This is a genomic window from Aeromonas lacus (assembly GCF_000764665.1).
Taxonomy (GTDB): domain Bacteria; phylum Pseudomonadota; class Gammaproteobacteria; order Enterobacterales; family Aeromonadaceae; genus Aeromonas; species Aeromonas lacus.
The window spans coordinates 1-25,000 of record NZ_JRGM01000025.1 but is presented as its reverse complement, the minus strand read 5'-3'; the positions used below and the strand labels follow the sequence as shown (position 1 = coordinate 25,000).

Sequence of the window (25,000 nt, the reverse complement as noted above, 5' to 3'; positions counted from 1 at the left end):
GTGGTAGCAATTATAACTTCAATTTAAACAGTGAAGGTGATCGATTTGAAACTCATGAAACAGAAATGTTTGACATCACAATAGAATCAAAGAAAAATGAACAAGATATTGATAACCTATCAAAAATGTTGCGTGAGATAAGAACTATAGTTTCAAATCAGCAAGGTACACTGACACCCGTTTTCGATGGTATCTCTGCATTTTATGCAGAAAAAGCTTACCCAGTAATACATAACATCGAAAACTTAATGAGAAAGCTATATACAAAGTTTACTCTTATGCAACTTGGGCCGAAATGGGTTGATAGTATTCCAAAGGATGTAGGTGGTACACAGAAGTCTCCACAAAATGGGCACAACCCACTATATGATTTTGATTTCATAACAATTAATGACTTATTATTTAAAGATTACCCATCTAAACAAATAGACTCGTCTGTACTGAAAGAAATACAACAAGGGAAAATATCTCCAGATGACATTAAAAGTTACATTCCAACATCTAATTGGGAACGGTATTTTTCCACATTGGTTGAATGTGAGTCAGAGTATCTTCAGAAACGCTGGAAAAAATTGTACGAACTTAGAAATAAAATTGCACACAATAAACAATTCACTAAAATCGATTTAGATGATGTAAGAAAAACTTCAGAAGAAGTTAAAAGTAAGCTTACTCCTGCGCTTGATAAAATATCATCAATTAAAATACCCGAAATACCATTGCCAGTATCAGAGCAAATGGAAATAATTGAAGGAGATCTCTGTGGAGGCGATCTTATTTCTACAAACCAAAAAACAGAGGGTATTGCTTCAGGTAACATTGGAACTATTGCAACAGGTGCATTGATTGGGGCTTTTTTGGCGTCACTTACAAGATCCTAAGATCTGTGTCAAAGAAAATTTAAAAGGAACTATCAAGCAATGAGAATTCCAATTCAACTTTCTGGTCATTTAGTTGGCTACCCCACAGATGTGAGTTACTGAGTTGCAAACATAATATTAATAACTAAGACGAAATTATCAGTGATTGTAGGGATTAATAAATAAGGGGGCCAATGCCCCCTCTGCTATCTATGCTCGTTGGAAAATATCGACATCAGTCAATTAAGTTCCCCTGCCGCAGGGAGGTCAGCAGCTCATCCACCAGCGCAGCGACCGGCTTGCCGGCGTTGAGCAGATGGATTTCCGGCTGCTCGGGCGCCTCATAGGCGGAGTCGATACCGGTAAAGTTGCGAATTTCCCCGGCCCGCGCCTTTTTGTAGAGCCCTTTGGGGTCGCGCTCTTCGCAGACGGCGAGCGGCGCATCGACAAACACTTCGACAAATTCGTCAGGCCCCAACAGATTGCGCACCAGCTCGCGCTCGGCACGAAATGGCGAGATAAAGGCGGTAAGCACGATAAGACCCGCATCCACCATCAGCTTTGCCACCTCGCCAACCCGGCGGATATTCTCCTGCCGCGCGGCATCATCGAAACCGAGATCGCCACAGAGGCCGTGGCGCACATTGTCGCCATCGAGCAGATAGGTGTGCTTGCCCTCGGCGGCCAGCGCCTGCTCCAGCGCCCCCGCCAGAGTCGATTTGCCCGCCCCCGACAGCCCGGTAAACCAGATCACCAGCGGTCGCTGCCCCTTGGCCTCGGCCCGGCTGGCCTTGTTCACCGCATGCGGGTGCCACACAACGTTATTCATCCTGACTCCTTCTTTTCGGCGCAATCCCGCCCCTCACCCTGACCCTCTCCCAAAGGGAGAGGGAACACTCCCTACCCCCCTCTTTGCCCTCAACGGCAAGAGAGGGGGGGATAACGGGGGACGCTTATCATCCGGCCCTCTGGAAACACTCCCAGCCCCCTCTTTCCCTCGGCGGGATCAGGCCCTCACCCTAACCCTCTCCCAGAGGGAGAGGGAATATTTGCCTCTCCCAAGGGAGAGGCACCAGGCGCTATGACTTGCCGCTGTCGTTACCGATGGCCAGCGCCTGCCAGTGGGGGAAGTGCTTGCGCACCAGCGCGTTGAGCTCGATTTCGAACTCGCTGTAGTGGCCTTTGGCTACCTTGGCGGCCAAGCCTTCCACTATCATGCCGGCGCCGACGGTGACGTTGCTCAGCCGGTCGATCAGGATAAAGCTGCCGGTATCGCGGATCTCCTGATACGGGTCGAACGCCACCGGGTCGGTGAGGCTCAGCTCGCACAGGCCGATCTCGTTGAGCTTGAGCTCGCTGGCGGGCAACTCGTCGAGCTTGTTGATCTCGATGCGGTGGCGGATGACCTCCACCTGACCGCGACTCTTCTTGGTGGCCAGTTTGACGTCGTAGACCCGGCCCGGTTGCAGAGACTCCTCCCCCATCCAGACGATATGGGCCAGCAGGTTCTGGGTCACTTGCGGACGGTTGGCGGCATCCACCAGCAGGTCGCCGCGGCTGATGTCGATCTCGTCGGCGAAGGTGACGGTGATGGCCTGACCCGGCAGGGCGTACTCCAGATCCCCGTCGAAGGTGACGATGCGGGTCACAGTGCTCTCCTTGCCCGACGGCAGCACAGCAAGCCGGTCGCCCACCCGCAGGATGCCGGAGGCGAGCGTCCCCGCGAAGCCGCGAAAATCGAGGTTGGGGCGGTTCACATACTGCACCGGCAGGCGCACCGGATGGCGCTCCAGCTCGCGCTCCACCTCAGCGGTTTCAAGCAGGGAGAGCAGGGTTTCACCCTGATACCAGGCCAGCTTGTCGCTCTGGTTGACTACGTTGTCGCCGTCCAGCGCCGAGACCGGCACGATATGGATGGTGTCGACGCTGAGCTTTTTGGCGAACTCGCGGTAATCGGCGCTGATGCGCTCGAACACCTCCTGACTGAACTCCACCAGATCCATCTTGTTGACCGCCACCACGAACTGCTTGATGCCGAGCAGGCTCGCAATAAAGCTGTGGCGGCGGGTCTGATCCAGCACGCCTTTGCGGGCGTCGATCAATATGATGGCCAGATCGCAGGTGGAGGCGCCTGTCGCCATGTTGCGGGTGTACTGCTCGTGGCCCGGGGTATCCGAGATGATAAATTTGCGCTTGGCGGTGGAGAAATAGCGGTAGGCCACGTCGATGGTGATGCCCTGCTCACGCTCGGCTTGCAGGCCATCTACCAAGAGCGCCAGGTCCAGCTTCTCGCCGGTGGTGCCAAGCTTCTGGCTGTCGGACTCCAGCGCTTTGAGCTGATCTTCATAAATCTGCTGGGAGTCGTGCAGCAGGCGACCGATAAGGGTGCTCTTGCCATCATCCACGCTGCCGCAGGTGAGAAAACGCAGCAGGCTCTTGTGCTGCTGGGCGTGCAGATAGGCTTCGATGCCCTGTTCGGTGATGGCGGTCTGAATATGGCTGTTCATGCTGACGACTCCTTAGAAATATCCCTGACGCTTCTTCTGCTCCATGGAGCCGGCCTGATCGTGGTCAATCAGCCGCCCTTGCCGCTCGCTCGAGGTGGTGAGCAGCATCTCTTCAATAATTTCCGGCAAGGTAGTAGCAGCGGATTCGATGGCCCCGGTCAGCGGGTAGCAGCCGAGGGTGCGGAAGCGCACCAGCTCCTGCTTCACCTCATCCTCGGCGGTGAGCGGCATGCGCTCGTCATCCACCATGATCTTGATGCCATTGCGCTCCACCACCGGACGATGGGCCGCGAAGTAGAGCGGCACTATGTCGATGTTCTCGAGGTAGATGTATTGCCAGATATCGAGCTCGGTCCAGTTGGAGAGCGGGAACACCCGGATGCTCTCCCCCTTGTTGACCTGGCTGTTGTAGACCCGCCACAGCTCGGGGCGCTGGTTTTTCGGATCCCAGCGGTGGGACTTGTCACGGAAGGAGTAGACCCGCTCCTTGGCGCGGGACTTCTCCTCGTCGCGGCGCGCGCCACCGAAGGCGGCATCGAAGCCGTATTTGTTGAGCGCCTGCTTGAGCCCCTCGGTCTTCATGATGTCGGTGTGCTTGCCGCTGCCGTGGACGAAGGGGTTGATGCCCATGGCGAGCCCTTCCGGGTTCTTGTGGACGATCAGATCCAGCCCGTACTTCTTGGCGGTCTCGTCGCGGAATTTGATCATCTCCTTGAACTTCCAGTCGGTGTCGACGTGGAGCAAGGGGAACGGGATCTTGCCCGGATAGAAGGCCTTGCGGGCCAGATGCAGCATGACGGAGGAGTCCTTGCCGATGGAGTACATCATCACCGGGTTTTCAAATTCGGCAGCCACCTCGCGGATGATATGGATGCTCTCGGCTTCCAGCTGCTGCAAGTGGGTCAATCTTTCACGATCCATGTTGGTCCTCGGGTCATTGCTCATGCGCCTGCTCGGGGCGCTTGGTGGTTCAGTGCGCGGCAGCACCGGCAGCCGCATCAAATAGCTCTTTGCGCTCAGGCCAGCTGCACCAGCTTGAGGTCACAGCCATCGAGATCCGGGTTATTGCGCTGCTGCTTGCCGCCCTGCTCTCCGCTTTTTTCCCCAAACCAAGCGAGCCGCTCGCGCAGGGCAACCACTTCGCCGATGACGATAAGGGACGGGCTCACCGCCTGTTTGGCCAGTTCGGCCAGATCCGCCAAGGTGCCGGTCAGCACCCGCTGACGGGCGGTGGTGCCGCGCTCGATGATGGCGATGGGGGTAGCTTGGCTTCGGCCGTGATCTACCAATTGCTGCTGGATATGCTCGGAGCGCATCAGCCCCATGTAGATGACCAGGGTCTGACTGGTAGCGGCGAGCTGCTGCCAGTCAGGCTCCTTGCCCTCTTTCTGGCAGTGACCAGTGATAAAGACGGCGCTCTGGGCGTAATCACGGTGGGTGAGCGGAATACCGGCATAGGCAGTGGCACCGGCAGCAGCCGTGATGCCGGGCACCACCGAGAAGGGGATACCTTCATCTGCCAGCACTTCCAGCTCCTCGCCGCCACGGCCAAACATAAAAGGATCGCCCCCTTTAAGCCGCACCACCCGATTGCCCGCCTTGGCGTATTCCACCAGCAGGCGATTGGTCTCCTCCTGCGGCACGCTGTGGGCGCCCGCCTTCTTGCCGACCGACACCAGAGTGGCATCGCGGCGCACCAGATCGAGGATCTCGGCGGAGACCAGCTGGTCGTAGAGCACCACTTCGGCTTGTTGAATTTGTTGCAGCGCTTTGAGGGTCAACAGGCCCGGATCGCCGGGGCCCGCACCAACCAGCACCACTTCCCCCACTTCGCTTTTCGCCTGGTCGAGCCCATCGCTCAGCCACTGCTCGGCCCCTTGCCAATCGGCTTTCTCAATCAGGCTGGCGAGGGTATTGGAGGCAAAGGCGCGCTCCCAGAAGCGGCGACGATCGGAAATGGATGAGAGCACCCGCTTGGCCTTGTCACGCACCCGGCCGGAGAGCTCGGTCAGCCCGCCGAGATGGCGCGGCAGCAGGCTCTCCAGCCGCTCGCGCAGCAGGCGCACCAGCACCGGCGCCTTGCCGCCACTGGAGACCGCCACCATCAGTGGCGAGCGATCGATGATCGAGGGGAAGATAAAGCTGGAACGCTTGGGGTCATCCACCACATTGACGAACAGACCCAGCTGGTTGGCACTCTGATAAACGAGCGCGTTGACTTCGAGATTGTCGGTGGCGGCAACTACCAAAATCTGGCCTGCCAGATGGGCCGGAGTAAAGCGCTCAGCCAGATGGGTGAAACGACCGGCAAATTCCGCAAATTCCGGTTCAAGATCCGGTGAGACAATGGTCAGTCGGGCACCGGCCGCCAGCAGCAGGCGCGCCTTGCGCAGGGCAACTTCGCCCCCGCCCACCAACAGCACCGGGCGCCCGTCCAACTTGGCAAACATCGGCAAATAATCCATTTCGACCCATCCCTCGGAATACGACTAATATGGGGCGACTATAGGCAGGGCCACTTATCCCTCAAAATAATAAAAAATGCTTTTTAAGACACTTTGGTAATTAGCAAAGCCATTTACTGACTAAAGAGAGCGAAAGTCGCTTGTAGTGCCAAAGGGCAAACCCTAGGCTATGGACTGTGTTTCATAAGGAGCTTAATGATGAACGAATCATTGATTGTGCTAGGGATTTTTGTATTTCTGGTCATCGCGACCCTGAGTGCCGGGATCAAGATAGTGCCACAGGGCTTCAACTGGACAGTGGAGCGCTTCGGCCGCTACACCCGCACCCTGACCCCGGGCCTCAACCTGTTGATCCCCTACGTGGATCGGGTCGGCCACAAGATCATCATGATGGAGCAGGTGCTGGATATCCCGGCACAAGAGGTGATCTCCCGCGACAACGCCAACGTCACCATCGACGCCATCAGCTTTGTACAGGTGGTGGATGCCCGCAAAGCGGGTTACGAAGTCAACGATCTCACCAGCGCCATCCGCAACCTCACCATGACCAATATGCGCACCGTGCTCGGCGCCATGGAGCTGGACGAGATGCTCTCCCAGCGCGACACCATCAACGAGAAGCTGCTGCGCACCATGGATGCTGCCACCGCCCCCTGGGGCATCAAGGTGACCCGCATCGAGATTAAAGATGTGCGCCCCCCGCTGGCGCTGGTCGAAGCGATGAACGCCCAGATGAAGGCAGAGCGCCAGAAACGGGCCGAAGTGCTGGAAGCCGAAGGGGTGCGCCAGTCCAAGATCCTCAAAGCGGAAGGTGAGAAGCAGTCCCAGATCCTCAAAGCCGAAGGTGAGCGTCAGGCCGCCTTCCTCGCAGCCGAAGCGCGGGAGCGTGCCGCCGAGGCAGAAGCCAAGGCGACCCACATGGTCTCCAAAGCCATCGCCGAGGGGGATATGCAGGCCATTAACTACTTCGTGGCCCAGAAATATACCGAGGCGCTTGCCCGCATCGGTGAAGGCCCCAACAGCAAGATCATCATGATGCCGCTGGAAGCGGGCAGCCTGATTGGCTCGGTGGCAGGCATGGCCGAGCTGTTCAACAAAGATGGCAAGGGCAGCAAGTCATGACAGCCCTGTTCGAGGGGCTGACCCACTGGCACTGGCTGGGGCTCGGCTTCGCGCTGCTGGCCATCGAGGTGCTCGGCTCGGTGGGCTTTCTGCTCTGGACCGGCATCGCCGCGCTGGAGGTGGGCCTGCTGCTGCTGGTCTGGCCCTTTGGCTGGCAGGCGCAGTTGCTGCTGTTTGCAGTGCAATCCCTGCTCACCACCTGGGCATGGTGGCGCTGGCAGCACCAGCGTGACAACTCGGGTCAGGATGCCGCCAGCACCATCAACGAGCGGATGCAGAGCTATATGGGCCGCGAGCTGACCCTGCTGGATGATGTCGCCCAAGGCACCAGCCGGGTGCATCTGGACGACACAGTCTGGACGGTGCGCTGCAACGAGTCGCTGCCAGCGGGCAGCAAGGTCAGGGTGGTGGGGGCCGACTCCCATATCCTGCTTGTTGAACCGCTCTCCTGACTGCCAGCAAGCCATAAAAAAGCCCGCGATATCGCGGGCTTTTTTTGCATCACCATCAGGTGCGCAGCCGATCCAGCTGGCTGGCCAGTGCCGTTGCCGCTTGCTCCAGCGTTTCGCTGAGCTGATGGCTGGCATTGGCCTCCTGACCAATCACGTTGGCGGTGTCGCCGATACGCATCAGGTTCTGGTTGATATCGTCGCTGACGGCACTCTGTTGTTCAGCAGCCGTAGCCACCTGACTGATATGGTCGTGGATCTGCTGGATTTGGGAGACAACCAGATTGAGCGCCTCGAATGCCTGCTCGGTTCCCTGCACGGTAGAGCTGGAGCGCTCGATGCCGGTATTCATCAGGCGCTGACTGCTGTTCACCTCTGCCTGCAGGCTACCAATCAACTGACCTATCTCGTCGGTTGACGCCCTGGTCTTGGTCGCCAGCGCCCGCACCTCATCCGCTACCACGGCAAAACCGCGCCCCATATCGCCTGCGCGGGCCGCCTCGATGGCTGCGTTCAGAGCCAGCAGGTTGGTCTGCTCGGCGATGGCACGGATCACATCGAGGATCCTGCTGATATTGGCGCTGCGCTGGGCCACCAATGCAACGGCCTTGTCAGCCTCGTGCATATCCTCAACCAGGGTATGGATCTCCTGCCGCGCACTGCTCAAGGTCTGCTGGGCGCTGTTGATATGATGAGTCGCCGCTTCAGACTCCTCGGCTGCCTGCTCGGCATAGCCTGCGACACTGACCGCGGTAGTGCTCATCTCGTGCATAGCGCTGACCACACTCTCCAGCTCCAGATGCTGTTCATCGAGACTGTGGCGCATGGTGTTGGCGGTCTGCTTCATGCCTCTGGCCTGATCGTTGACCTGCTGGCCTATCTCCTTGCTGTTCTGCACCATGCCGCGCAACTTGCCAAGGAAGGCGTTGAGATGCCTTCCCAGCTCTATCAGTTCTGCGTGGGTATCAATCTCTATCTTCTGGGTCAGGTCCCCTTCATTGCTGGAGAGGTGAGAAACGTGACGGCTGATCAGAGCCAGTGGCGCAGTAATGGTCTGGATAAACCAGATCAGCAGGCCAAGAACCAGCAATGTAATCACCCCCATGGCAACAACCTGCTGACGCTGCGCATCCTGCAGCAGGGTGCCTAGATCGTTGCTGATGCTGCGCGCCTTGCTCAGCGCCAGCACCTTGGGCACCTTGATCATCAGCCACCACTGGGCATTGGCGACATCGACCCGGATCGGCTGCTCGAGGACAAAGTCACTGTCACTACTGACCGGCTGGCCAGTCGGCAGGGTAAGGCCCACCTCCTTGAGCGGGCGACCCAGCTTGTTGGCGTAGCGGTTGCTGCCCACAATCAGCCCCATCTTGCTGACGATGGTGACATCCGCCTTGTTGTCATAAAGGCTATTGCCCAGCGTTTCGGCCAGTTGCTGGAAGATGGGCAGGTTCATATCAACCCCGGTCAGACCGACAAATTTGCCGTCGTGAAGAACGGGCACGGTCAGACTGGTCATCAGCATCTTGTTGCCCGGGCTTATCTCGTAGAGGTAGGGCTCCATCAGGCAGGGTTGGCGGGTATCGCGGCCACAGAGATACCACTCGCTATTCCGGATGCCGAATTCGTTGACGGATGTATCGAACTTTGCCTCGCTGGCAGCCGCATCAATCGGCTGCTGGGTAACGGCGCCCCCCTGATCCTTGGTGAAGTAGACCTCCAGGCTCCCCTTGCCCGCCACCGAGTGGCTGGCTCCGGCCATCCAGTTTGCATCCTCGCCATCGTAGCCGTTCGGTTCAAACTGGGCATAGATGGAGCTGATCCCGCTCGCCTGCTGCAAGCTGCTGCCGAGCAGAGACTCCACCTGAGGCCGCGAGAGACGTTGTTCCGGTTTGGCCATGGTCGCTTCAATCTGGGCGGTGACCGTCAGAGGTATCTGGTAGGAGTTCTGCATCAGAGAGGATATCTGGATGGCATAGCGCTCCGCCTGATATTGCAGGCTGCGCGAGACCTCCTGCTCCAGCGCATCGCTGGTCTGTGTCATCACCATAGTACGAAGAGAACTGAAAGAGGCCGATTGCAGCAAGGTCATGGCCAACCCGGTGAGCAAAAAAAGCCCCATGGTCAGACACAAGAGCTTGAACTTGAGCGAGCGTTGTTTCATGCAGCAACTCCTTATGGCAAGAGTAACAACGAATAAGTTGAGTATATTCCCCTACTTGCCACTCACCCGATTTGTTGATGGGTTTGCAGCCGGCTTCTGGTTATAATTTTTGCCTTCCCGAGCGTTGATGGAACAGTCGCAAATGAGCAATGCACTGAGCAGTATCCCACCGGTAGTCGAAATGGACTACCCCTTTCCGGCCAAACCGCAGCCCCTGAGTGCCGAGCAGAGAGCCGCCCTGACGACAGAGATCAAGGCACTGCTCAAGGAGCGCAAGGCGGTGCTGGTAGCCCACTACTACACGGATCCCGAGATCCAGGCGCTGGCCGAAGCCACTGGCGGTTTTGTTGGTGACTCGCTGGAGATGGCCCGTTTTGGCCGCGATCACAAGGCGCAGACTCTGATCGTCGCCGGAGTGCGCTTTATGGGAGAGACCTCCAAGATCCTGAGCCCCCACAAGCGGGTGCTGATGCCGACACTGGAGGCCGAATGCTCGCTTGATCTGGGCTGCCCCATCGAGCAGTTCTCAGCGTTTTGCGATGCCAACCCGGATCATACCGTGGTGGTCTACGCCAATACCTCGGCGGCTGTGAAAGCGCGGGCTGACTGGGTCGTTACCTCCAGCATCGCGCTCGAGATCGTCGAACACCTCGACAGTCTGGGTCACAAGATCATCTGGGGCCCGGATCGCCATCTGGGTGCCTATATAGAAAAGAAGACCGGCGCCCAGATGCTGCGCTGGCAGGGCCACTGCATCGTCCACGACGAGTTCAAGGCCCGTGCCCTGCGCGAGCTGAAAGAGCAGAATCCGGACGCTGCCGTGCTGGTTCACCCGGAATCCCCCGCCTCGGTGATCGAGCTGGCCGACGCGGTCGGCTCCACCAGCCAGCTGATCAAGGCAGCCAAAGAGCTGCCCCAGCAGAAGCTGATCGTGGCGACCGACCGGGGCATCTTCTACAAGATGCAGCAGGCCTGCCCGGATAAAGAGATGGTGGAAGCACCGACCGGTGGCGATGGCGCAACTTGCCGCAGCTGTGCCCACTGCCCCTGGATGGCGATGAACGGTCTGGTGGCGATCAAGGAGGCCCTCACCGACGGCGCCGAACGCCACGAGATCCATGTAGACGAGGAACTGCGGGTCAAAGCGCTGATCCCCCTCGATCGGATGCTCAACTTCGCCGCCGAACTCAAACTCAAGACCCAGGGCAATGCCTGATTACCATAGTCACGAGATGCAAAGAGGGCTCCCGCGGGAGCCCTCTTTATTTATCTGAACATCATCCAGCTCAGATGATCACGGTGGAGAGGCTGTGCTCTTCATCCGGCGCAATGGTCACACCCGCCTCGCCGGCGATGGCCGCTTCGACGCAGAGCATGGTGCGATAGCCGTCATTGCTCATGTCGGCCATGGCGGTGGCCCCTTCCAACCAGGGGGTCCAGACAACTGTGCTGTCATGGTTGCCACTGGCCACCCGGATTTCGCGCTCGCCATCCTTGATGCTTACCAGCGCCTCAGGCTGCCAGTAGACCCGATCCAGCGGCCCGTTCAGGGTCAACGCCCCCTGCTGCTGGCCATTCAGACCGGTCAGCTTGTCAGCATAGGGCTCGCCAAGGCCGGTGACGCTCACCGCCTCCGGTGCACTGATCTGCAAATAGGTGTGCAGCGCACCGCTATAGACCAGCGCCTGGCTACCAGTATTGCGAGTGGTCAGCACCAGCGAGAGCTCCTTGCCGACCAGCACATCCAGCTCCAGCTCGAAAGCGTGATCCCACAGGGCTCGAGTGGCGTCGCTGTCACGCAGAGAGAGATGAACCAAGGTGCCATCGGCATGGTCGGAGACCCCGTCCAGCATCCAGAGGCTGGTGCGGGCAAAACCGTGGGAGGGCTTGCCGCTACCGACACGGGCCGGCGCCGGGCCAAACCAGGGCCAGCAGAGCGGAATACCGCCACGGATCGGCTTGCTGCCATCCAGCACCGCCTTGTCGCTCAACCAGATGGAGGCAGGCTCGCCATGGCGCTGATAGGTGAGCACATGACCACCGAACAGGCTGATCTCGGCCTTGGCATAGTCGTTGTTAACGGTGAGAACGGGCAGGCCGGCTGCATTGTTGGCGAGCTGGCAGCTGGCTGTCAGGGGACGAATGGATTGCATGAGGACTCCTGTCATCAGGGAAACCGGAAAACAAAAAGGCGGCCCATGGCCGCCTTTTTCAAGCTACGCGATTGCGCATCCCAAATTACTTGGTGATGTGAGCGATCAGGTCCAGAACTTTGCTGGAGTAGCCCATTTCGTTGTCGTACCAGGATACAACTTTAACGAACTTGTCGGTCAGCTGGATACCAGCTTTGGCGTCGAATACGGAGGTCTGACGCTCACCCAGGAAGTCGGTAGATACAACTTCGTCTTCGGTGTAGCCCAGAACGCCCTTCATGGAGCCTTCGGAAGCAGCTTTCATCGCTTCGCAGATTTCTGCGTAGGTGGCAGCTTTCTTCAGGTTAACGGTCAGGTCAACAACAGACACGTCCGGAGTCGGAACACGGAAAGCCATACCGGTCAGCAGGCCTTTCAGTTCCGGGATAACTACGCCAACAGCCTTGGCAGCACCGGTAGAGGACGGGATGATGTTCTGAGCCGCGCCGCGGCCACCGCGCCAGTCTTTGGCAGACGGACCATCAACGGTCTTCTGGGTAGCAGTGGTAGCGTGAACGGTGGTCATCAGACCGGATTCGATACCGAAGGTGTCGTTCAGTACTTTAGCGATCGGAGCCAAGCAGTTGGTGGTGCAGGAAGCGTTGGAAACGATGTCCTGGCCAGCATAGGTAGCGTGGTTAACGCCCATTACGAACATCGGGGTCGCGTCTTTGGACGGGCCAGTCAGAACAACTTTCTTGGCACCGGCAGCGATGTGCTTGCGAGCAGTCTCGTCGGTCAGGAACAGACCGGTAGCTTCGGCAACAACGTCAACACCGATTTCGTTCCAACGCAGGTTGGCCGGGTCACGCTCAGCGGTAACACGTACGGTTTTGCCGTTTACAACCAGGTTGCCGTCTTTAACTTCAACGGTACCCTTGAAACGACCGTGGGTAGAGTCGTACTTCAGCATGTAAGCCATGTAGTCAACATCGATCAGGTCGTTGATACCAACAACTTCGATGTCAGAACGCTCGCAAGCCAGACGGAATACGAAACGACCGATACGGCCAAAACCGTTAATACCTACTTTGATAGTCATATTTAGTTACCTAACTGTTCAGTAGTCAAAGAAAATTCCGCTTGTAAATTTACTAGAACTCTCTGGTGAGTCAACCAACATTCTGTCTGAAATTGCGCTATATCATGAAAAACTGTGAAATTTATTTTCTGTTTATGTAACTGATTACCACGTTTTGTCGAAAAAGAGGTCAGTTGTTGCATCGCCCGGAGATCGACAATAGTGCCTGCCACGTCACACAACCGTGATGATGGATATGTAAAAATGTGCGCGGTTTAGCATGGCCCATAGAGCCACTGTTCAAGTACCACCCCATAAAAATCAAACAAAATAGTATAGATAGAATCCACAGCGGGAATTCTCAAACTATGACCACCCTGATTGAACAGCTGGCTGCCGCAAAAGGCATTGCCAGCGAGTATGTCGATGCCTGGGGCCAGCCGGCTCAGGTATCCGAAGAGAGCAAGGCCGCCATGCTGGGCGCCATGGGCTATCGCGTCGATGACGAAGCAGCCCTGATGCAGCAGCTGGAAGAGGAACATCGCCAGCACTGGCTGCGGGCGCTGGATCCCGTCATGGTGGTTCGCACCGGTGACGCCGTCACGCTCGAAGTCCGCCTCCCCATCGAATTCGTCAATGACGCCCTCACCTGGCAGCTCAAGCTGGAACAGGGCGGCGAGCTCTCTGGCCAGTTTACCCCCATCGAGGGCGAGCTGGTTGGCGTGGCCGAATTTGAAGAGATGGAGTGCCAGGCCTACCGCGTGACGCTGGAGATGGCCCCTGAACTGGGTTATCACGAGCTGGTGTTGCTGGAAGAGGGCAACGACGAGCCGCTGGCCACCATGCGCCTCATCGTTGCACCCAAAGCGTGCTACAAGCAGGCGCCTATCGCCAATGGTCGCAAAGTGTGGGGCCCGAGCGTGCAGCTTTACTGCCTGCGCAGCCGCCACAACTGGGGGATCGGCGATTTCAGCGATCTCGGCCAGCTGGTCGAGAAAGCGGCCAACTGGGGTGCCCACTTCGTCGGCCTCAACCCCATTCACGCCCTTTATCCGGCCAATCCGGAGAGCGCCAGCCCCTACAGCCCCTCTTCCCGTCGCTGGCTCAACGTGGCCTACATCAATGTGGAAGCGGTGCCCGAATTCCAGAGCAATGCGCGCCTGAAAGCTGACGTGGCGAGCCCCTCCTTCCAGCAACATCTGGCCGATCTGCGCGCCAAGGAGAACGTCGATTACACCGGCGTCATCGAGACCAAGATCGGCATGCTGCGTCAGGTGTTCGACGACACCACTCTGAGCGCCGAGCGTCAGGCCGCCTTCGATGCCTTCGTCGCCGCCGGTGGCGATAGCCTGCAACAACAAGCTGCGTTCGATGCCCTGCAAGCCTATTTCTATGGCAAGGGCGAGAATGCCTGGGGCTGGCCGGTATGGCCGGAGCAGTTCCGCAACTACCACAATCCCGCCGTTGCCAAGTGGATGGCCGAACACCAGCAGGATGTGAACTTCTACCTCTACCTGCAATTCCTGGCCGATGAGCAGCTGGCGCAAGCCGATGCCCGCGCCAAGGCTGCCGGCATGGTGATGGGGATCTACCGCGATCTGGCGGTGGGTGTTTCTGAAGGCTCCACCGAGATCTGGGCCAACCAGGATCTCTACTGCCCGAAAGCCTCGGTCGGTGCGCCGCCCGATATCCTCGGCCCGCTTGGTCAGAACTGGGGTCTGCCCCCGATGAACCCGAACAAGCTGTTTGAAGCGGCCTACCAACCGATGGTGGATCTGTTCCGTGCCAACATGCGCTCCTGCGGCGCACTGCGCATCGACCACGTGATGGCGTTGCTGCGCCTGTGGTGGGTACCGCCCGGAGAGTCAGCCGCCAAGGGCGCCTACATCTACTATCCGGTCAACGACCTGCTGGGCATCCTGGCCCTCGAATCCCACCGCAACCAGTGCCTGCTGATCGGCGAAGATCTGGGTACCGTGCCGGAGGGGATCGACGTGACCCTGAAAGAGAACGGCGTCCACTCCTACAAGGTGTTCTTCTTCGAGCGCTCCAAGGCCGATGGCGGCTTCATCTCCCCGGCCCACTATGCCGAGCAGGCGATGTCTGCCCTGACCACGCACGACATGCCAACCCTCAAGGGCTTCTGGCACTGCGATGATCTGGCGCTGGGCCGTCAACTGGGTTTGTATCCAGATGAAGATGTGCTGAAGAGTCTGTATGCTGATCGCCACCAGGCCAAACAGCGGATCCTCGACAGCCTGCATGGCCACGGTGTCATCCCCGAGAGCATCAGCCATGACGTAAACTGGGTCGGTATGAATACCGAACTCAACCACGGTCTGCAGATCCACATGTCCCGTGGCAGCTGCGCCCTGTTCAGTACCCAGCTGGAAGACTGGCTGGAGATGGACAAGCCGGTCAACGTACCGGGCACCAGTTACGAATACCCCAACTGGCGCCGCAAGCTCTCCACCGACCTGGAAGATATTTTTGCCAATGAGGCACTCAAGGCACTGGCCGGCAAGATGAGCCGCGCCCGTGATGAGGCCAGTCGTTGAGCGGTTGTCCGCTACAGCCGACTCACCTAAATCCGCTCCGGCTCAGGCCGGAGCGGACGCTCTGTCATGAAAGGAAATCTCGATGCTCGTTGAACGTTTGGTTGCTGCCCGCTGTTCCGATCCCTTCTCACACTTAGGCCTGCAGGCCAATCCGGATGGGCCCGGCCTCAAACTGACTGCCTGGTTGCCTGATGCCGTTGAAGTTCGCGTCAAGGATCTCAAGTCGGGCAAAGTTGTTGCCACCCTGGCGCCCACCGATGAATCGGGTCTTTTTGAAACTGTTTTCACCCGCCGTAAAAATCCCTTCCCCTACCAGTTGCTCGTCAGTTACGCAGAAGCGACTGCCGAAGTGATCGATCCCTACCAGTTTCAGGATGCCGCTTGGGCGGGTCTTGCCGAACTGACCGCCCAGCCGGAAAACCTCTACCACACCCTTGGCGCCCAGCTGCGCACCGTGGAGCATCTCGGTCAGCAGGTGGAAGGGGTCCGTTTTGCGGTCTATGCGCCGAGCGCCACCTCGGTGAGCCTGATCGGCGATTTCAACTTCTGGGATGGCCGTCGCCACCCGATGGAGCGCAGCCAGTGCGGTCACTGGGTGTTGTTCGTGCCGGGTATCAAGGCCGGGGATCGCTACAAGTTCGAACTCAAGGATCCCATGGGCAACCGGCTGCCGCACAAGAGCGACCCGGTTGGCTTCTACTGCGAACAGTACCCCTCATTCGCCTCCGTGGTTTATGACCACGACCAGTATCAGTGGCAGGATGCCGCCTGGCGCGAGAGCCAGCTCAACGACAAGCGCGAGCAGCCGCTCTCCATCTATGAGCTGCACGTCGGCTCCTGGAAGCGTCACCCCAACGGTGACAGCCTGAGCTGGCGCGAGCTGGCGGTGGAGCTGGTCGCCTACATCAAGGAGATGGAGTACACCCACATCGAGCTGCTGCCGGTCTCCGAGCACCCTTTCAGCGGCTCCTGGGGCTACCAGCCGGTGGGCATGTTCTCCCCCACCAGCCGCTACGGCACCGCTGATGATTTCAAATACTTCGTCGATCAGTGCCACCAGGCAGGGATCGGCATCATTCTGGACTGGGTACCCGCCCACTTCCCGTCCGATGCCCACGGGCTGGCCCGCTTCGACGGCACCCCGCTCTACGAATACGAAGATCCGCGCCGTGGCTGGCACCCGGACTGGAACTCCTACATCTACGACTTCGGCCGCAATACCGTGCGCCAGTTCCTGGTGGCAAGCGCCCTGTTCTGGCTCGACAAGTTCCACATCGACGGCCTGCGGGTCGATGCGGTCGCCTCCATGCTCTATCTGGACTATTCGCGCAACGCGGGCGAGTGGGTACCGAACGTCGATGGCGGCAACCACAACTACGAGGCGATCAGTCTGCTCAAGTGGACCAACGAGGAGGTCTATCGCAAGTACCCCCACGCCATGACCATCGCCGAGGAGTCCACCGCCTTTGCCGGGGTCTCCCGTCCCACTTTCCTCGGCGGCCTGGGTTTTGGCTTCAAGTGGAATATGGGCTGGATGCACGACACCCTCACCTACATGCAGAAAGAGCCGATCCACCGTCGCTACCACCACAACGACATGACCTTCTCCATGGTTTACCACTATGACGAGAACTTCATCCTGTCGCTCTCCCACGACGAGGTGGTGCACGGCAAACACTCCATGCTCTACAAGATGCCGGGCGACGAGTGGCAGCAAGCCGCCAACCTGCGCGCCTACATGGGCTTTATGTACGGCCACCCGGGCAAGAAGCTCAACTTCATGGGTACCGAAATCGCCCAGAGCAACGAGTGGAACCACGATGCCCAGCTGCCGTGGCACCTGCTGCAATATCCCAAGCACGGCGGCCAGCAGCGGTTGATCCACGATCTCAACCACCTCTACCGTCATGAGCCTGCCTTGTATCAGGCGGACTATGAGCAGAACGGCTTCCGCTGGCTGGATCACAACGATGCCGACAACAGCATCTTTGCCTGGCTGCGGGCCGACAAAGAGGGCAAACAAGCCATCATGGTGGCGTGCAACTTCACCCCGGTGCCGCGCATCGAATACCGGATTGGCGTACCGGCGGCGGGCCACTATCGGGTGGTGCTCAATACCGACAGCGAGTATTACTGGGGCAGCAACTATGATGTGGGTCTGGTCTTCGCGGCCGAGCCGACCCCCTGGCAGGGGATGGCGCACAGCATAGTGCTGGATCTGCCGCCACTGGCGACCTTGTTCATCAAACAGGAGTCCTGATGCTGGTAATGGAAAAAGGGTCGGGCTACCCGCTGGGGGCCCGTCTTGACGAGAACGGTTGCAACTTCTGCGTCTGGGCTCCCCAGTCGGACAAGGTGGAACTCTGTCTGTTCGACGAACAGGAGCAGGAGCTGGCGCGCCTCGAGCTGCCCGGCCGCCGCGGCCAGTATCGTTTTGGCTATGTAAGCGGCGTGCAAGCAGGCCAGCGCTACGGCTACCGGGTTTATGGCATCCCCCAGGAGGGGATGCTGTTCGACCCACAAAAGCTGCTGATCGACCCTTATGCCCGGGCGGTGAGCCGCCCCACTTACTGGGACAACGCCCTCTATCAGGGTGACAGCGCCGCCATGATCGCCAAGTCGCTGGTGGTGGATGACGCCTTCGACTGGCAGGGGGTGAGCAAACCGGCCATCTGCCACTCGCGCACCATTCTCTACGAGGCCCACGTCAAGGGCTTTACCCGCCAGCACCCGGGGATCCCCAAGGAGCTGCAGGGTACCTATCTTGGCATCAGCCACCCGCTGATGATCGAGCACATGAAGTCCCTCGGCATTACCTCACTGCAGCTGATGCCGGTGGCCGCATTCATGTCGGAACCCCGGCTGGAAGAGCTGGGACTGACCAACTACTGGGGCTACAACCCCATCGCTTTTTTCGCCCCCGAGCCCCGTTACGGCACCAGACAAGACGATGCCGTGACCGAGTTCAAGACCATGGTGCGCGAACTGCACCGGGCCGGGCTCGAGGTGATTCTGGATGTGGTCTACAACCACACCGCCGAATCGGGCTTCGATGGCCCCATGCTCTCCTTCAAGGGTTTTGACAACGCCGGTTACTACGCCTTCGAGGCGGGCTCGCACGGCCCCGATTACACCCGCCACGCCAACGTCACCGGCTGTGGCAACAGCGTCAATCTGGATCACCCCAACACCCTGCGACTGGTGCTCGATGCCCTGCGCTACTGGGTGACCGAGATGCAGGTGGATGGCTTCCGCTTCGATCTGGCGGTGACGCTGGCGCGGGAAGCGGGCGAGTTCGACCCCATGGGCGCCTTCTTCAAGGCAGTGATGGCCGACCCCGTGCTGTCACAGGTCAAGCTCATCGCCGAACCCTGGGATATCGGCCCCTTCGGCTATCGCCTTGGCCAGTTCCCGAGTCAGTGGCTGGAGATCAATGACCGCTATCGTGACACGGTGCGTTCCTTCTGGCGCGGCGATGCGGGCAAGATGGGCGACTTTGCCACCCGGCTGGTCGGCTCGCGGGATCTCTTCCCGAAGAACTGGCGCTCGCCCCACACCAGCGTCAACTACCTCTGCTATCACGACGGCTTCACCCTGGAGGATCTGGTCTCCTACAACCAGCGCCACAATCAGGCCAACGGCGAGGATAACCGCGACGGCCACGGCAACAACCTCTCCAGCAACCACGGCGTCGAGGGGCCGACCCTGGATCCGCGCATCAACAACCTGCGCCAGCAGCAGAAGCGCAACCTGATCGCCACCCTGCTGCTCTCCCAGGGCACCCCGCACTTCCTCGCCGGCGACGAGATGGGGCGCAGCCAACTTGGCAACAACAACGCCTACTGTCAGGACAACCAGATCAGCTGGGTCAACTGGCAGTGGCGACCGGAGGATGAGCGGCTGTTCGCCTTCACCCAGCAGATGATGGCGCTGCGGGCGGAGTCCACCGTCTTCTCCAACCTGCAACTGAGCGATGACAGCTGGCACGGCACCGCCACCAGCTGCCATCAGGTCAACTGGTATCACCCGGATGGCCACCAGCTCACCGATCAGGATTGGCACGCCCCCATGGGGCAGGCGTTTGCCATGGATATCGGCATGATCAACTGCATCGGCGAGCGCTGGTACGTGCTGTTCAACGCCAGCGACTACGACATCCAGTTCCGCCTGCCACCGCCGGGGGAAGGGCTGGAGTGGATCCAGACCATCGACACCGCCACCAACGACGGGCTGCCGTTCCTGCCCGACGATATCAAGCGGCAGGTGGCGGTTGGCCGTGCCCACTCCCTCAAGCTGCTGGAACGGGTGGCACTGAGTTGCACGGCTGAGGAAGCCCAGCCGCCGGAACAGGCGCTGCTGCCGGCATCCAGTGCGGACATGGCTGAAACCCCGATCACAGATCCGGGCAAACCATAACAAGCATGCTGGAGTCAGCTTTACGGAGCCGCTATGCTGGGCTCCGATATTGATGGCAAGGAGTCGGTATGAGCAGTAACAACCCGGAACAGTGGCGCAGCAAGCTGAGCGCCGAGCAGTTTCATGTCTGCTGGGAGAAGGGCACCGAACGCCCCTACAGCGGCGCCCTGCTCCACAATCGCAAGAGTGGTGACTACCTCTGCGTCTGCTGCAAGAGCGTGCTGTTCCACTCGGATGCAAAATTTGACTCCGGCTGCGGCTGGCCCTCGTTCGACCGCGCCATCGAGGGAACCGTGACCTACACCGAGGACAACAGCCACGGCATGAAGCGGGTGGAGATCACCTGCAGCCAGTGTGGCTCCCACCTCGGTCACGTCTTCCCCGACGGGCCGACCGATACCGGCCAGCGCTACTGCGTCAACAGCCTGAGCCTCGACTTCGAGCCGGACGCCTGAGCCCGACCAAAATAAAAAACGCCGCCTCCATCATGGAGGCGGCGTTTTTTTTATCTGCCTGACAGGATCGGAGGGCGCTCCCTTTGAGCAATGCCCCCTCACTCGGAGCCTGCCGCACCGCCAAACCGACACTATAAATTTGATTTATGGGTTTTGGCTGAATGACCCAATTTTGTCTTATACCAAGCCAGCCACTGCTTCCCTTACCTTTCGCGCCATCTCGGCGGCCGCCACAAGCCAGCGCCCGATCCGCTATGGGCGATTAACAACAAAACGGGAAGCGGCATTCCCTGAAAAACGCAGCAGGGAAAATCCCTGTCACACCTGCAACAGAGCCGCCAGAACCAGTAGCCCTGCGATGGCCGGCACCGGCAGCTTCACCACCCGCAGCAGATAAAAGCCGATGACGGCCAGCGCCAGATCGGTGGGCGCCAGTACGGCGCTTTGCCACACAGGCTGGTAGAGCGCGGCCAGCAAGAGTCCCACCACGGCGGCATTGATGCCAGCGACGGCCCCCGCCAGACGGGACCTGGCCAACCACTGCTGCCAGCAAGGGCCCACCGCCCAGAGCAGCAGAAAGCCGGGCGCAAATAGCGCCAGCGTCGCCGAGAAGGCCCCGAGCAGCGGCGTCCCGGGCAACAACTGGGCGCCAAGGTAGGTGGCAAGGGTAAACATGGGGCCCGGCACCAGCTGGGCCAGACTGTAGCCGGTCAGGAACTGCTGCTCGCTGAGGGTGTTACCCACACTCTCGGCCAGCAGCGGTAGCACCACGTGGGCACCACCAAACACCAGAGCTCCGGCCCGATAGAAGTCGGCAACCAGCTGACCGATGGAGCCGCCAAGCAGCGGCAGGCTGAAGAAGAGGGCGGCAAAGAGCAGCAGAAGCAGCCAGTTTGGCTGGCTGGTGGTGGCCAATCGTGGCTCGGCGGCCCCTTGTCTCCCCTCCCCGCTTTGGAAGCGGGCCGAGAGCAGCGCAGCGAGCGCCAGCATCCCCAGCTGGGTCAGCAGGCCGGGCTGCCACCAGAGCGCGGCGGCGGTCGCCACCATGATCCCCTGAGCCAAGCGGTTGCTGCAGAACTGGCGACTCATGGCGAGCACGGCATCGGCCACCACGATCAGCGCCAGCAGCTTGAGACCGTGCAGGGCGCTCGCCAGCCAGAGGTTGCTGCCCACCATCGCCACCCCGAGGGCGGCCGCCAGCAGCAGGATAAAGGAGGGAAGGGTGAAGCCGACAAAGGCGGCCAGCGCCCCGCCAAGACCGGCACGGTGACGGCCGATGGCAAAGCCAAGCTGGCTGGAGGCCGGCCCCGGCAGCAGCTGGCAGAGCGCCAGCAAGCGGGCAAACTCGGCCTGTGTCAGCCAGCCAAGGCGCTGGACAAAGGTGCGCTGGAAATACCCGATATGCGCGGCCGGGCCGCCAAAACTGACACATCCCAGCCACAAAAACCGCCAAAAGACCTCGCCCACGCTGCTGCTCCCGTCCCTTTCACGCCGATGGAGAGGAGATAATATGACAGCGCGATGATCTTTTTATGACAATCAGACTGATCCGGCCGACACCATTGGCACATCACCCGGCAGATAGCAGCGCCCCGCCAGCCAGCAGGCGATCGACTGGCGACTGGCATCGAAGTGGGGCTCGGGCAGCGCGCTCGGGTCGAACCAGACCCACCCCTCGCACTTCTCCGGCTCCAGCAGCTGCGGCTCGCCCTCGGCCCGGGCGTGCAGGGTCACCGAGATATAGTGCAGGCCGCTCTCACGCCAGGTTTCCAGATTGTTGGTCACCGCCACCACCTCGGGCGCGCAGATCGCAAGCCCCGTCTCCTCGGCCACCTCGCGGATCGCCGCCGACTCGAAGCTCTCTCCCAATTCAAGATGCCCCCCCGGAATGGACCAGTAGGGAGCATGGCTCCCCTTACGTTTGCCAAGCAGTACCTGGCCCCGGTCGTTGGTCAGGATGACGCCGACACCGACGCGGGGATAGAGAGTGGACATGAGAAAGGCTCCTTCAATGAGGCGATGAAAACGGCCTACCTTAGGCCGGATAAACGGGCAGGACAAGCCTGCCGGAGGCGCTGCACGCCATAAACTGCAAAAATGGCCCGCAGAGAGATACGCCAGTAACGACCGCTGCCACGGAGCAAGCCGCCAGAGAGTGTGATCTCTGCGCCATAAAATGACGAAAGTAGTACCGGATATCGATTTTTTAGCGATCCCGGTTCCACTTTGCGGTTTTGTTCATAGAGCGCTCAGTTTTCTCTTCCCATACTGGCCCCACAGTTCCAAAAGAGGAGAGACAAGATGGAGTCATCATTGGTCGGGCTCTCCATTCTGTGGGGGCTAGCCAGTTTTGGTGTTCAGGGGGATTTCATCGAGAGCCGTGATTCCGTTGCGCCATCCTGGCAAACCGGCTCCAGAGTGGAGATGGAAGGTTATCTGATTGAATCGCTTGGCGAAAATCGCTGGCTGTTCGACAACGGCAACGAGAGTCTGCAGGTCTCCCTGCCCGATGGGACCTGGGTGCCCGCAGGGGAACGGCTGCGGGTGAGCGGTGCGCCGCAACAGGATCAGAGCGGCTGGCTGCTGCAGGTGGAGCAGGTCCGCGAAGTGGCCGTATGACCGGCAACCGGTTAAACAAAGAGGAGGCATTGGCCTCCTCTTTTGCTTTTGATCGTCCCGCCGTTAGCCGAGGTGGTTAAGCGGCAGCGCCGTCTTGTGCTTGATGCGGCGCAGCACGAAGCTGGAGCGCACCCCGGTCACCCCCGGTATGTGGGTCAACTTGTCCAGCAGGAAGTGCTGGTAGTGCTCCATGTCGCGCACCACCACCTTGAGCTGGTAATCGGCATCGTTGCCGGTGATGAGGTCACACTCGAGCACTTCGGGCAGCTCGCTGATGGCACGATCGAAGTTTTCGAACCGCTCCGGCGTGTGTCGGTCCATGGAGATATGAATGTAGGCGGTGAGGGTGAGACCAAGCTGGCGGGCATTGAGCAGGGTGACGTGGGTGTCGATGAGACCGGCATCCTCCAGCGCCTTGACCCGACGGGAGCAGGGTGACGGCGAGAGCCCCACCAGTTCGGCCAGTTCGAGATTGCTGATGCGGCCATTCTCCTGCATCAGTTCCAGAATGTGTCTGTCTATGCGATCCAGTTTCAGCATTACCCCTTCCTCGTTGCAATGACTAATCCACTTTTCCTAGGTTAAGGGTGAACTATTGCAAAAACAACCGAAATAAGTGGCTACTTTGCAACCACTCACTGGCACGGGAGGGATACTATGGTTACATCTTCCGGTGGCAAGACAGATACCTGACCGGGTCTCTGTGGCGAAGGACCTTACCGGGTCAAGAGCCCCATCAGCCGTCTCACCTTATCGGGCAACGACGGGCTGGAACGAGAGCATCCACTCCCCCGAAGGCAACAAAGCAGGCATCCCGGCGCCTGCTTTGGATGGTGAAAATCTAGAGCTATCGTAAAAAAACTCTGTAACCTCAGTCAGAGAGCAGATCCCATGAGACAAGTGCGAAAAACACTTGTCTTTTTTTGCGAGTGCTATAGCGAAGTTTCACGCTAGATAACAGTCGTCATTTATATGCGCCAATTTAGTGCTAAAAGAAACTACCTTCTGCTGCATGACGATGGCACGATCCATTACCCCTTCAGTAAGTTTCTCACCGACGAATTTGACAACCCAAATACCCGGGAACTGGTGGGCCAATCACTACGCATACTGCAACGGTTTTTTGTGGCCCATGGGATTGAGTTGGCAGTCCGCATGCTGGAGACTCGCTGCCTGACCCACGACGAGATGAAGAGCCTAGCCGGGCTTTGCTACCGACCGCTGAGCGAGATTGAGCGGCTATCCGATATCAAGGTCGTGTCAATCACCAGCGCCAAAGCAGACACTCGACCCAGAGACATGCGCTGCGCACTTGAGGCAAACACGGCCGTAAAGCGCCTTCATCTCGACACCACCGAAGCCAACGACCGATGGTCGAGCGAGCTGCGCCGGTAAGGTGATGAACATCAGTAACCGTGCGTCCTTCATGTAACAGCAAGATTGCCATCAAGCGACGAGCATGCCCTTTATCACGCGTGATCACGCGTGGCATGGATGATTTTGTGAATACGGCGCCGTTGTGGTCGTGGCAGGGGGTAGGATAGGCATCAACTCAGTCCTGTAGGTGTGGTGTGGTGTGGCTTGTTTTGTTTGGCGACTAATGAGATCGCACAAACTGGACTGAGCTCCCTACCTCCGGTGATCTATTATTCGGAACAGCTATTTAGGGGCTGACTTTACGACGAGCTACTTTCTCCTTTGGTAGTCATACGGTGACCCCAGGTACCGTTTTGTTATCCGGTTTGAAACCGTATGACAACTCCCTTTTGTGTAAAACCATTAGGCTAATACTATCTCAATATCACCCACCATCAGCTGCGAATGTTTATGTAGCCCTACCTCATAATTCCTGCATTACTACCACTTCTTAAGTGGGTCGTCAAAATGGCTATCTCTTTTAGCCTTGTTCATTAACTCCTGTTTCTCTTGTTCATTCAAACCAATCAATTTATTTGAGACTACATTAAAAAACAGTTCAGGATGAAAAAATATTGTGTTGAATCAAGAGATTCATGATTCACTCGCATCGAGAGATACTCAATTTTTTCAATGAACCTATTGTAAACCCAGCCACTTTTTTAGCCTTTTTGTCTTGCTACCTCTGCAAGAACCTCAATCTCTCGCGTCAAGAATAAATTGACCAGCTCAGCCTCTGCAGGAACACTTGTACAC

General features: G+C 58.7%; 20 protein-coding genes and 1 pseudogene. 10 read left to right on the top strand and 11 right to left on the bottom strand.

Annotated features, from left to right (window positions below):
* Nucleotides 1-881, top strand: an 881-nt coding sequence (locus LG31_RS20785; protein WP_238567471.1) for a HEPN domain-containing protein, incomplete at its 5' end; no start/stop codon positions are given.
* A gap of 214 nt (nucleotides 882-1,095) precedes the next feature.
* On the opposite strand, the gene cysC is transcribed toward LG31_RS20785, so the two are convergent.
* From cysC to cysG, 4 genes are all read right to left on the bottom strand, one after another.
* Nucleotides 1,096-1,689, bottom strand: coding sequence for an adenylyl-sulfate kinase (gene cysC, locus LG31_RS0104090; RefSeq protein ID WP_033113232.1), 594 nt, complete (start codon nucleotides 1,687-1,689; stop codon nucleotides 1,096-1,098).
* Between the two features lie 250 nt (nucleotides 1,690-1,939).
* Entirely contained in the window at nucleotides 1,940-3,367 is a 1,428-nt protein-coding gene (cysN, locus tag LG31_RS0104085; RefSeq protein WP_033113231.1) for a sulfate adenylyltransferase subunit CysN, read from the bottom strand.
* A gap of 12 nt (nucleotides 3,368-3,379) precedes the next feature.
* The gene (gene cysD, locus LG31_RS0104080; protein ID WP_084059533.1) at nucleotides 3,380-4,312 is read right to left on the bottom strand and encodes a sulfate adenylyltransferase subunit CysD; all 933 of its coding nucleotides are present in this window, start codon (nucleotides 4,310-4,312) and stop codon (nucleotides 3,380-3,382) included.
* A gap of 71 nt (nucleotides 4,313-4,383) precedes the next feature.
* Nucleotides 4,384-5,832, bottom strand: a complete 1,449-nt coding sequence (gene cysG, locus LG31_RS0104075) for a siroheme synthase CysG (RefSeq protein WP_033113230.1) — start codon at nucleotides 5,830-5,832, stop codon at nucleotides 4,384-4,386.
* Between the two features lie 198 nt (nucleotides 5,833-6,030).
* Between cysG and LG31_RS0104070 the strand changes: the two genes are divergently transcribed.
* Nucleotides 6,031-6,954 carry an SPFH domain-containing protein gene (locus LG31_RS0104070; RefSeq protein ID WP_033113229.1) on the top strand — a complete coding sequence of 308 codons (924 nt, stop codon included), beginning with the start codon at nucleotides 6,031-6,033 and terminating at the stop codon, nucleotides 6,952-6,954.
* Entirely contained in the window at nucleotides 6,951-7,406 is a 456-nt protein-coding gene (locus LG31_RS0104065) for an NfeD family protein (RefSeq protein WP_033113228.1), read from the top strand. The genes LG31_RS0104070 and LG31_RS0104065 overlap by 4 nt, the downstream gene beginning before the upstream one ends.
* Before the next feature lie 55 nt (nucleotides 7,407-7,461).
* On the opposite strand, the gene LG31_RS0104060 is transcribed toward LG31_RS0104065, so the two are convergent.
* The gene (locus tag LG31_RS0104060) at nucleotides 7,462-9,567 is read right to left on the bottom strand and encodes a methyl-accepting chemotaxis protein (RefSeq protein WP_033113227.1); all 2,106 of its coding nucleotides are present in this window, start codon (nucleotides 9,565-9,567) and stop codon (nucleotides 7,462-7,464) included.
* Nucleotides 9,568-9,709: 142 nt separating this feature from the next.
* Between LG31_RS0104060 and nadA the strand changes: the two genes are divergently transcribed.
* Entirely contained in the window at nucleotides 9,710-10,783 is a 1,074-nt protein-coding gene (nadA, locus tag LG31_RS0104055) for a quinolinate synthase NadA (RefSeq protein ID WP_033113226.1), read from the top strand.
* 70 nt (nucleotides 10,784-10,853) lie between these two features.
* Here the strand turns inward: nadA and LG31_RS0104050 are convergent, their stop codons facing one another.
* Together LG31_RS0104050 and gap are read right to left on the bottom strand one after the other, a co-directional pair.
* The gene (locus LG31_RS0104050; protein WP_033113225.1) at nucleotides 10,854-11,720 is read right to left on the bottom strand and encodes a D-hexose-6-phosphate mutarotase; all 867 of its coding nucleotides are present in this window, start codon (nucleotides 11,718-11,720) and stop codon (nucleotides 10,854-10,856) included.
* An 85-nt stretch (nucleotides 11,721-11,805) separates the two neighbouring features.
* Nucleotides 11,806-12,801, bottom strand: a complete 996-nt coding sequence (gene gap / locus LG31_RS0104045; protein ID WP_033113224.1) for a type I glyceraldehyde-3-phosphate dehydrogenase — start codon at nucleotides 12,799-12,801, stop codon at nucleotides 11,806-11,808.
* Nucleotides 12,802-13,148: 347 nt separating this feature from the next.
* Between gap and malQ the strand changes: the two genes are divergently transcribed.
* The 4 genes from malQ (at nucleotide 13,149) to msrB (ending at nucleotide 20,209) form a co-directional block, all read left to right on the top strand.
* Nucleotides 13,149-15,338 (top strand): 4-alpha-glucanotransferase, encoded by a 2,190-nt coding sequence (malQ, locus tag LG31_RS0104040; RefSeq protein WP_033113223.1) that lies wholly within the window; start codon nucleotides 13,149-13,151, stop codon nucleotides 15,336-15,338.
* An 82-nt stretch (nucleotides 15,339-15,420) separates the two neighbouring features.
* Complete coding sequence (gene glgB, locus LG31_RS0104035) at nucleotides 15,421-17,598, top strand: 1,4-alpha-glucan branching protein GlgB (RefSeq protein WP_033113222.1); 2,178 nt, start codon at nucleotides 15,421-15,423, stop codon at nucleotides 17,596-17,598.
* Nucleotides 17,598-19,754 (top strand): glycogen debranching protein GlgX, encoded by a 2,157-nt coding sequence (gene glgX / locus LG31_RS0104030; protein WP_033113221.1) that lies wholly within the window; start codon nucleotides 17,598-17,600, stop codon nucleotides 19,752-19,754. The genes glgB and glgX overlap by 1 nt, the downstream gene beginning before the upstream one ends.
* Before the next feature lie 68 nt (nucleotides 19,755-19,822).
* On the top strand, nucleotides 19,823-20,209 hold the full coding sequence (gene msrB, locus LG31_RS0104025; RefSeq protein WP_033113220.1) for a peptide-methionine (R)-S-oxide reductase MsrB: 387 nt from the start codon (nucleotides 19,823-19,825) through the stop codon (nucleotides 20,207-20,209).
* Nucleotides 20,210-20,527: 318 nt separating this feature from the next.
* On the opposite strand, the gene chrA is transcribed toward msrB, so the two are convergent.
* Both chrA and LG31_RS0104015 read right to left on the bottom strand, forming a co-directional pair.
* Entirely contained in the window at nucleotides 20,528-21,676 is a 1,149-nt protein-coding gene (gene chrA, locus LG31_RS0104020; protein ID WP_033113219.1) for a chromate efflux transporter, read from the bottom strand.
* 72 nt (nucleotides 21,677-21,748) lie between these two features.
* Nucleotides 21,749-22,204 (bottom strand): nucleotide triphosphate diphosphatase NUDT15, encoded by a 456-nt coding sequence (locus tag LG31_RS0104015; RefSeq protein ID WP_033113218.1) that lies wholly within the window; start codon nucleotides 22,202-22,204, stop codon nucleotides 21,749-21,751.
* 306 nt (nucleotides 22,205-22,510) lie between these two features.
* Here LG31_RS0104015 and LG31_RS0104010 point away from each other — a divergent pair, with 306 nt between their 5' ends.
* Nucleotides 22,511-22,828 carry a hypothetical protein gene (locus LG31_RS0104010; RefSeq protein ID WP_033113217.1) on the top strand — a complete coding sequence of 106 codons (318 nt, stop codon included), beginning with the start codon at nucleotides 22,511-22,513 and terminating at the stop codon, nucleotides 22,826-22,828.
* 63 nt (nucleotides 22,829-22,891) lie between these two features.
* Here LG31_RS0104010 and LG31_RS0104005 read toward each other — a convergent pair whose 3' ends face one another.
* Complete coding sequence (locus LG31_RS0104005) at nucleotides 22,892-23,368, bottom strand: Lrp/AsnC family transcriptional regulator (RefSeq protein WP_005304871.1); 477 nt, start codon at nucleotides 23,366-23,368, stop codon at nucleotides 22,892-22,894.
* A 432-nt stretch (nucleotides 23,369-23,800) separates the two neighbouring features.
* Between LG31_RS0104005 and LG31_RS21365 the strand changes: the two genes are divergently transcribed.
* Nucleotides 23,801-24,223 (top strand): hypothetical protein, encoded by a 423-nt coding sequence (locus tag LG31_RS21365; RefSeq protein WP_033113216.1) that lies wholly within the window; start codon nucleotides 23,801-23,803, stop codon nucleotides 24,221-24,223.
* Here the strand turns inward: LG31_RS21365 and LG31_RS20265 are convergent.
* Nucleotides 24,165-24,376: pseudogene (locus LG31_RS20265) on the bottom strand (IS630 family transposase); the annotation flags it as partial. The gene LG31_RS21365 and the pseudogene LG31_RS20265 overlap by 59 nt on opposite strands.
* Nucleotides 24,377-25,000 lie beyond the last annotated feature (624 nt).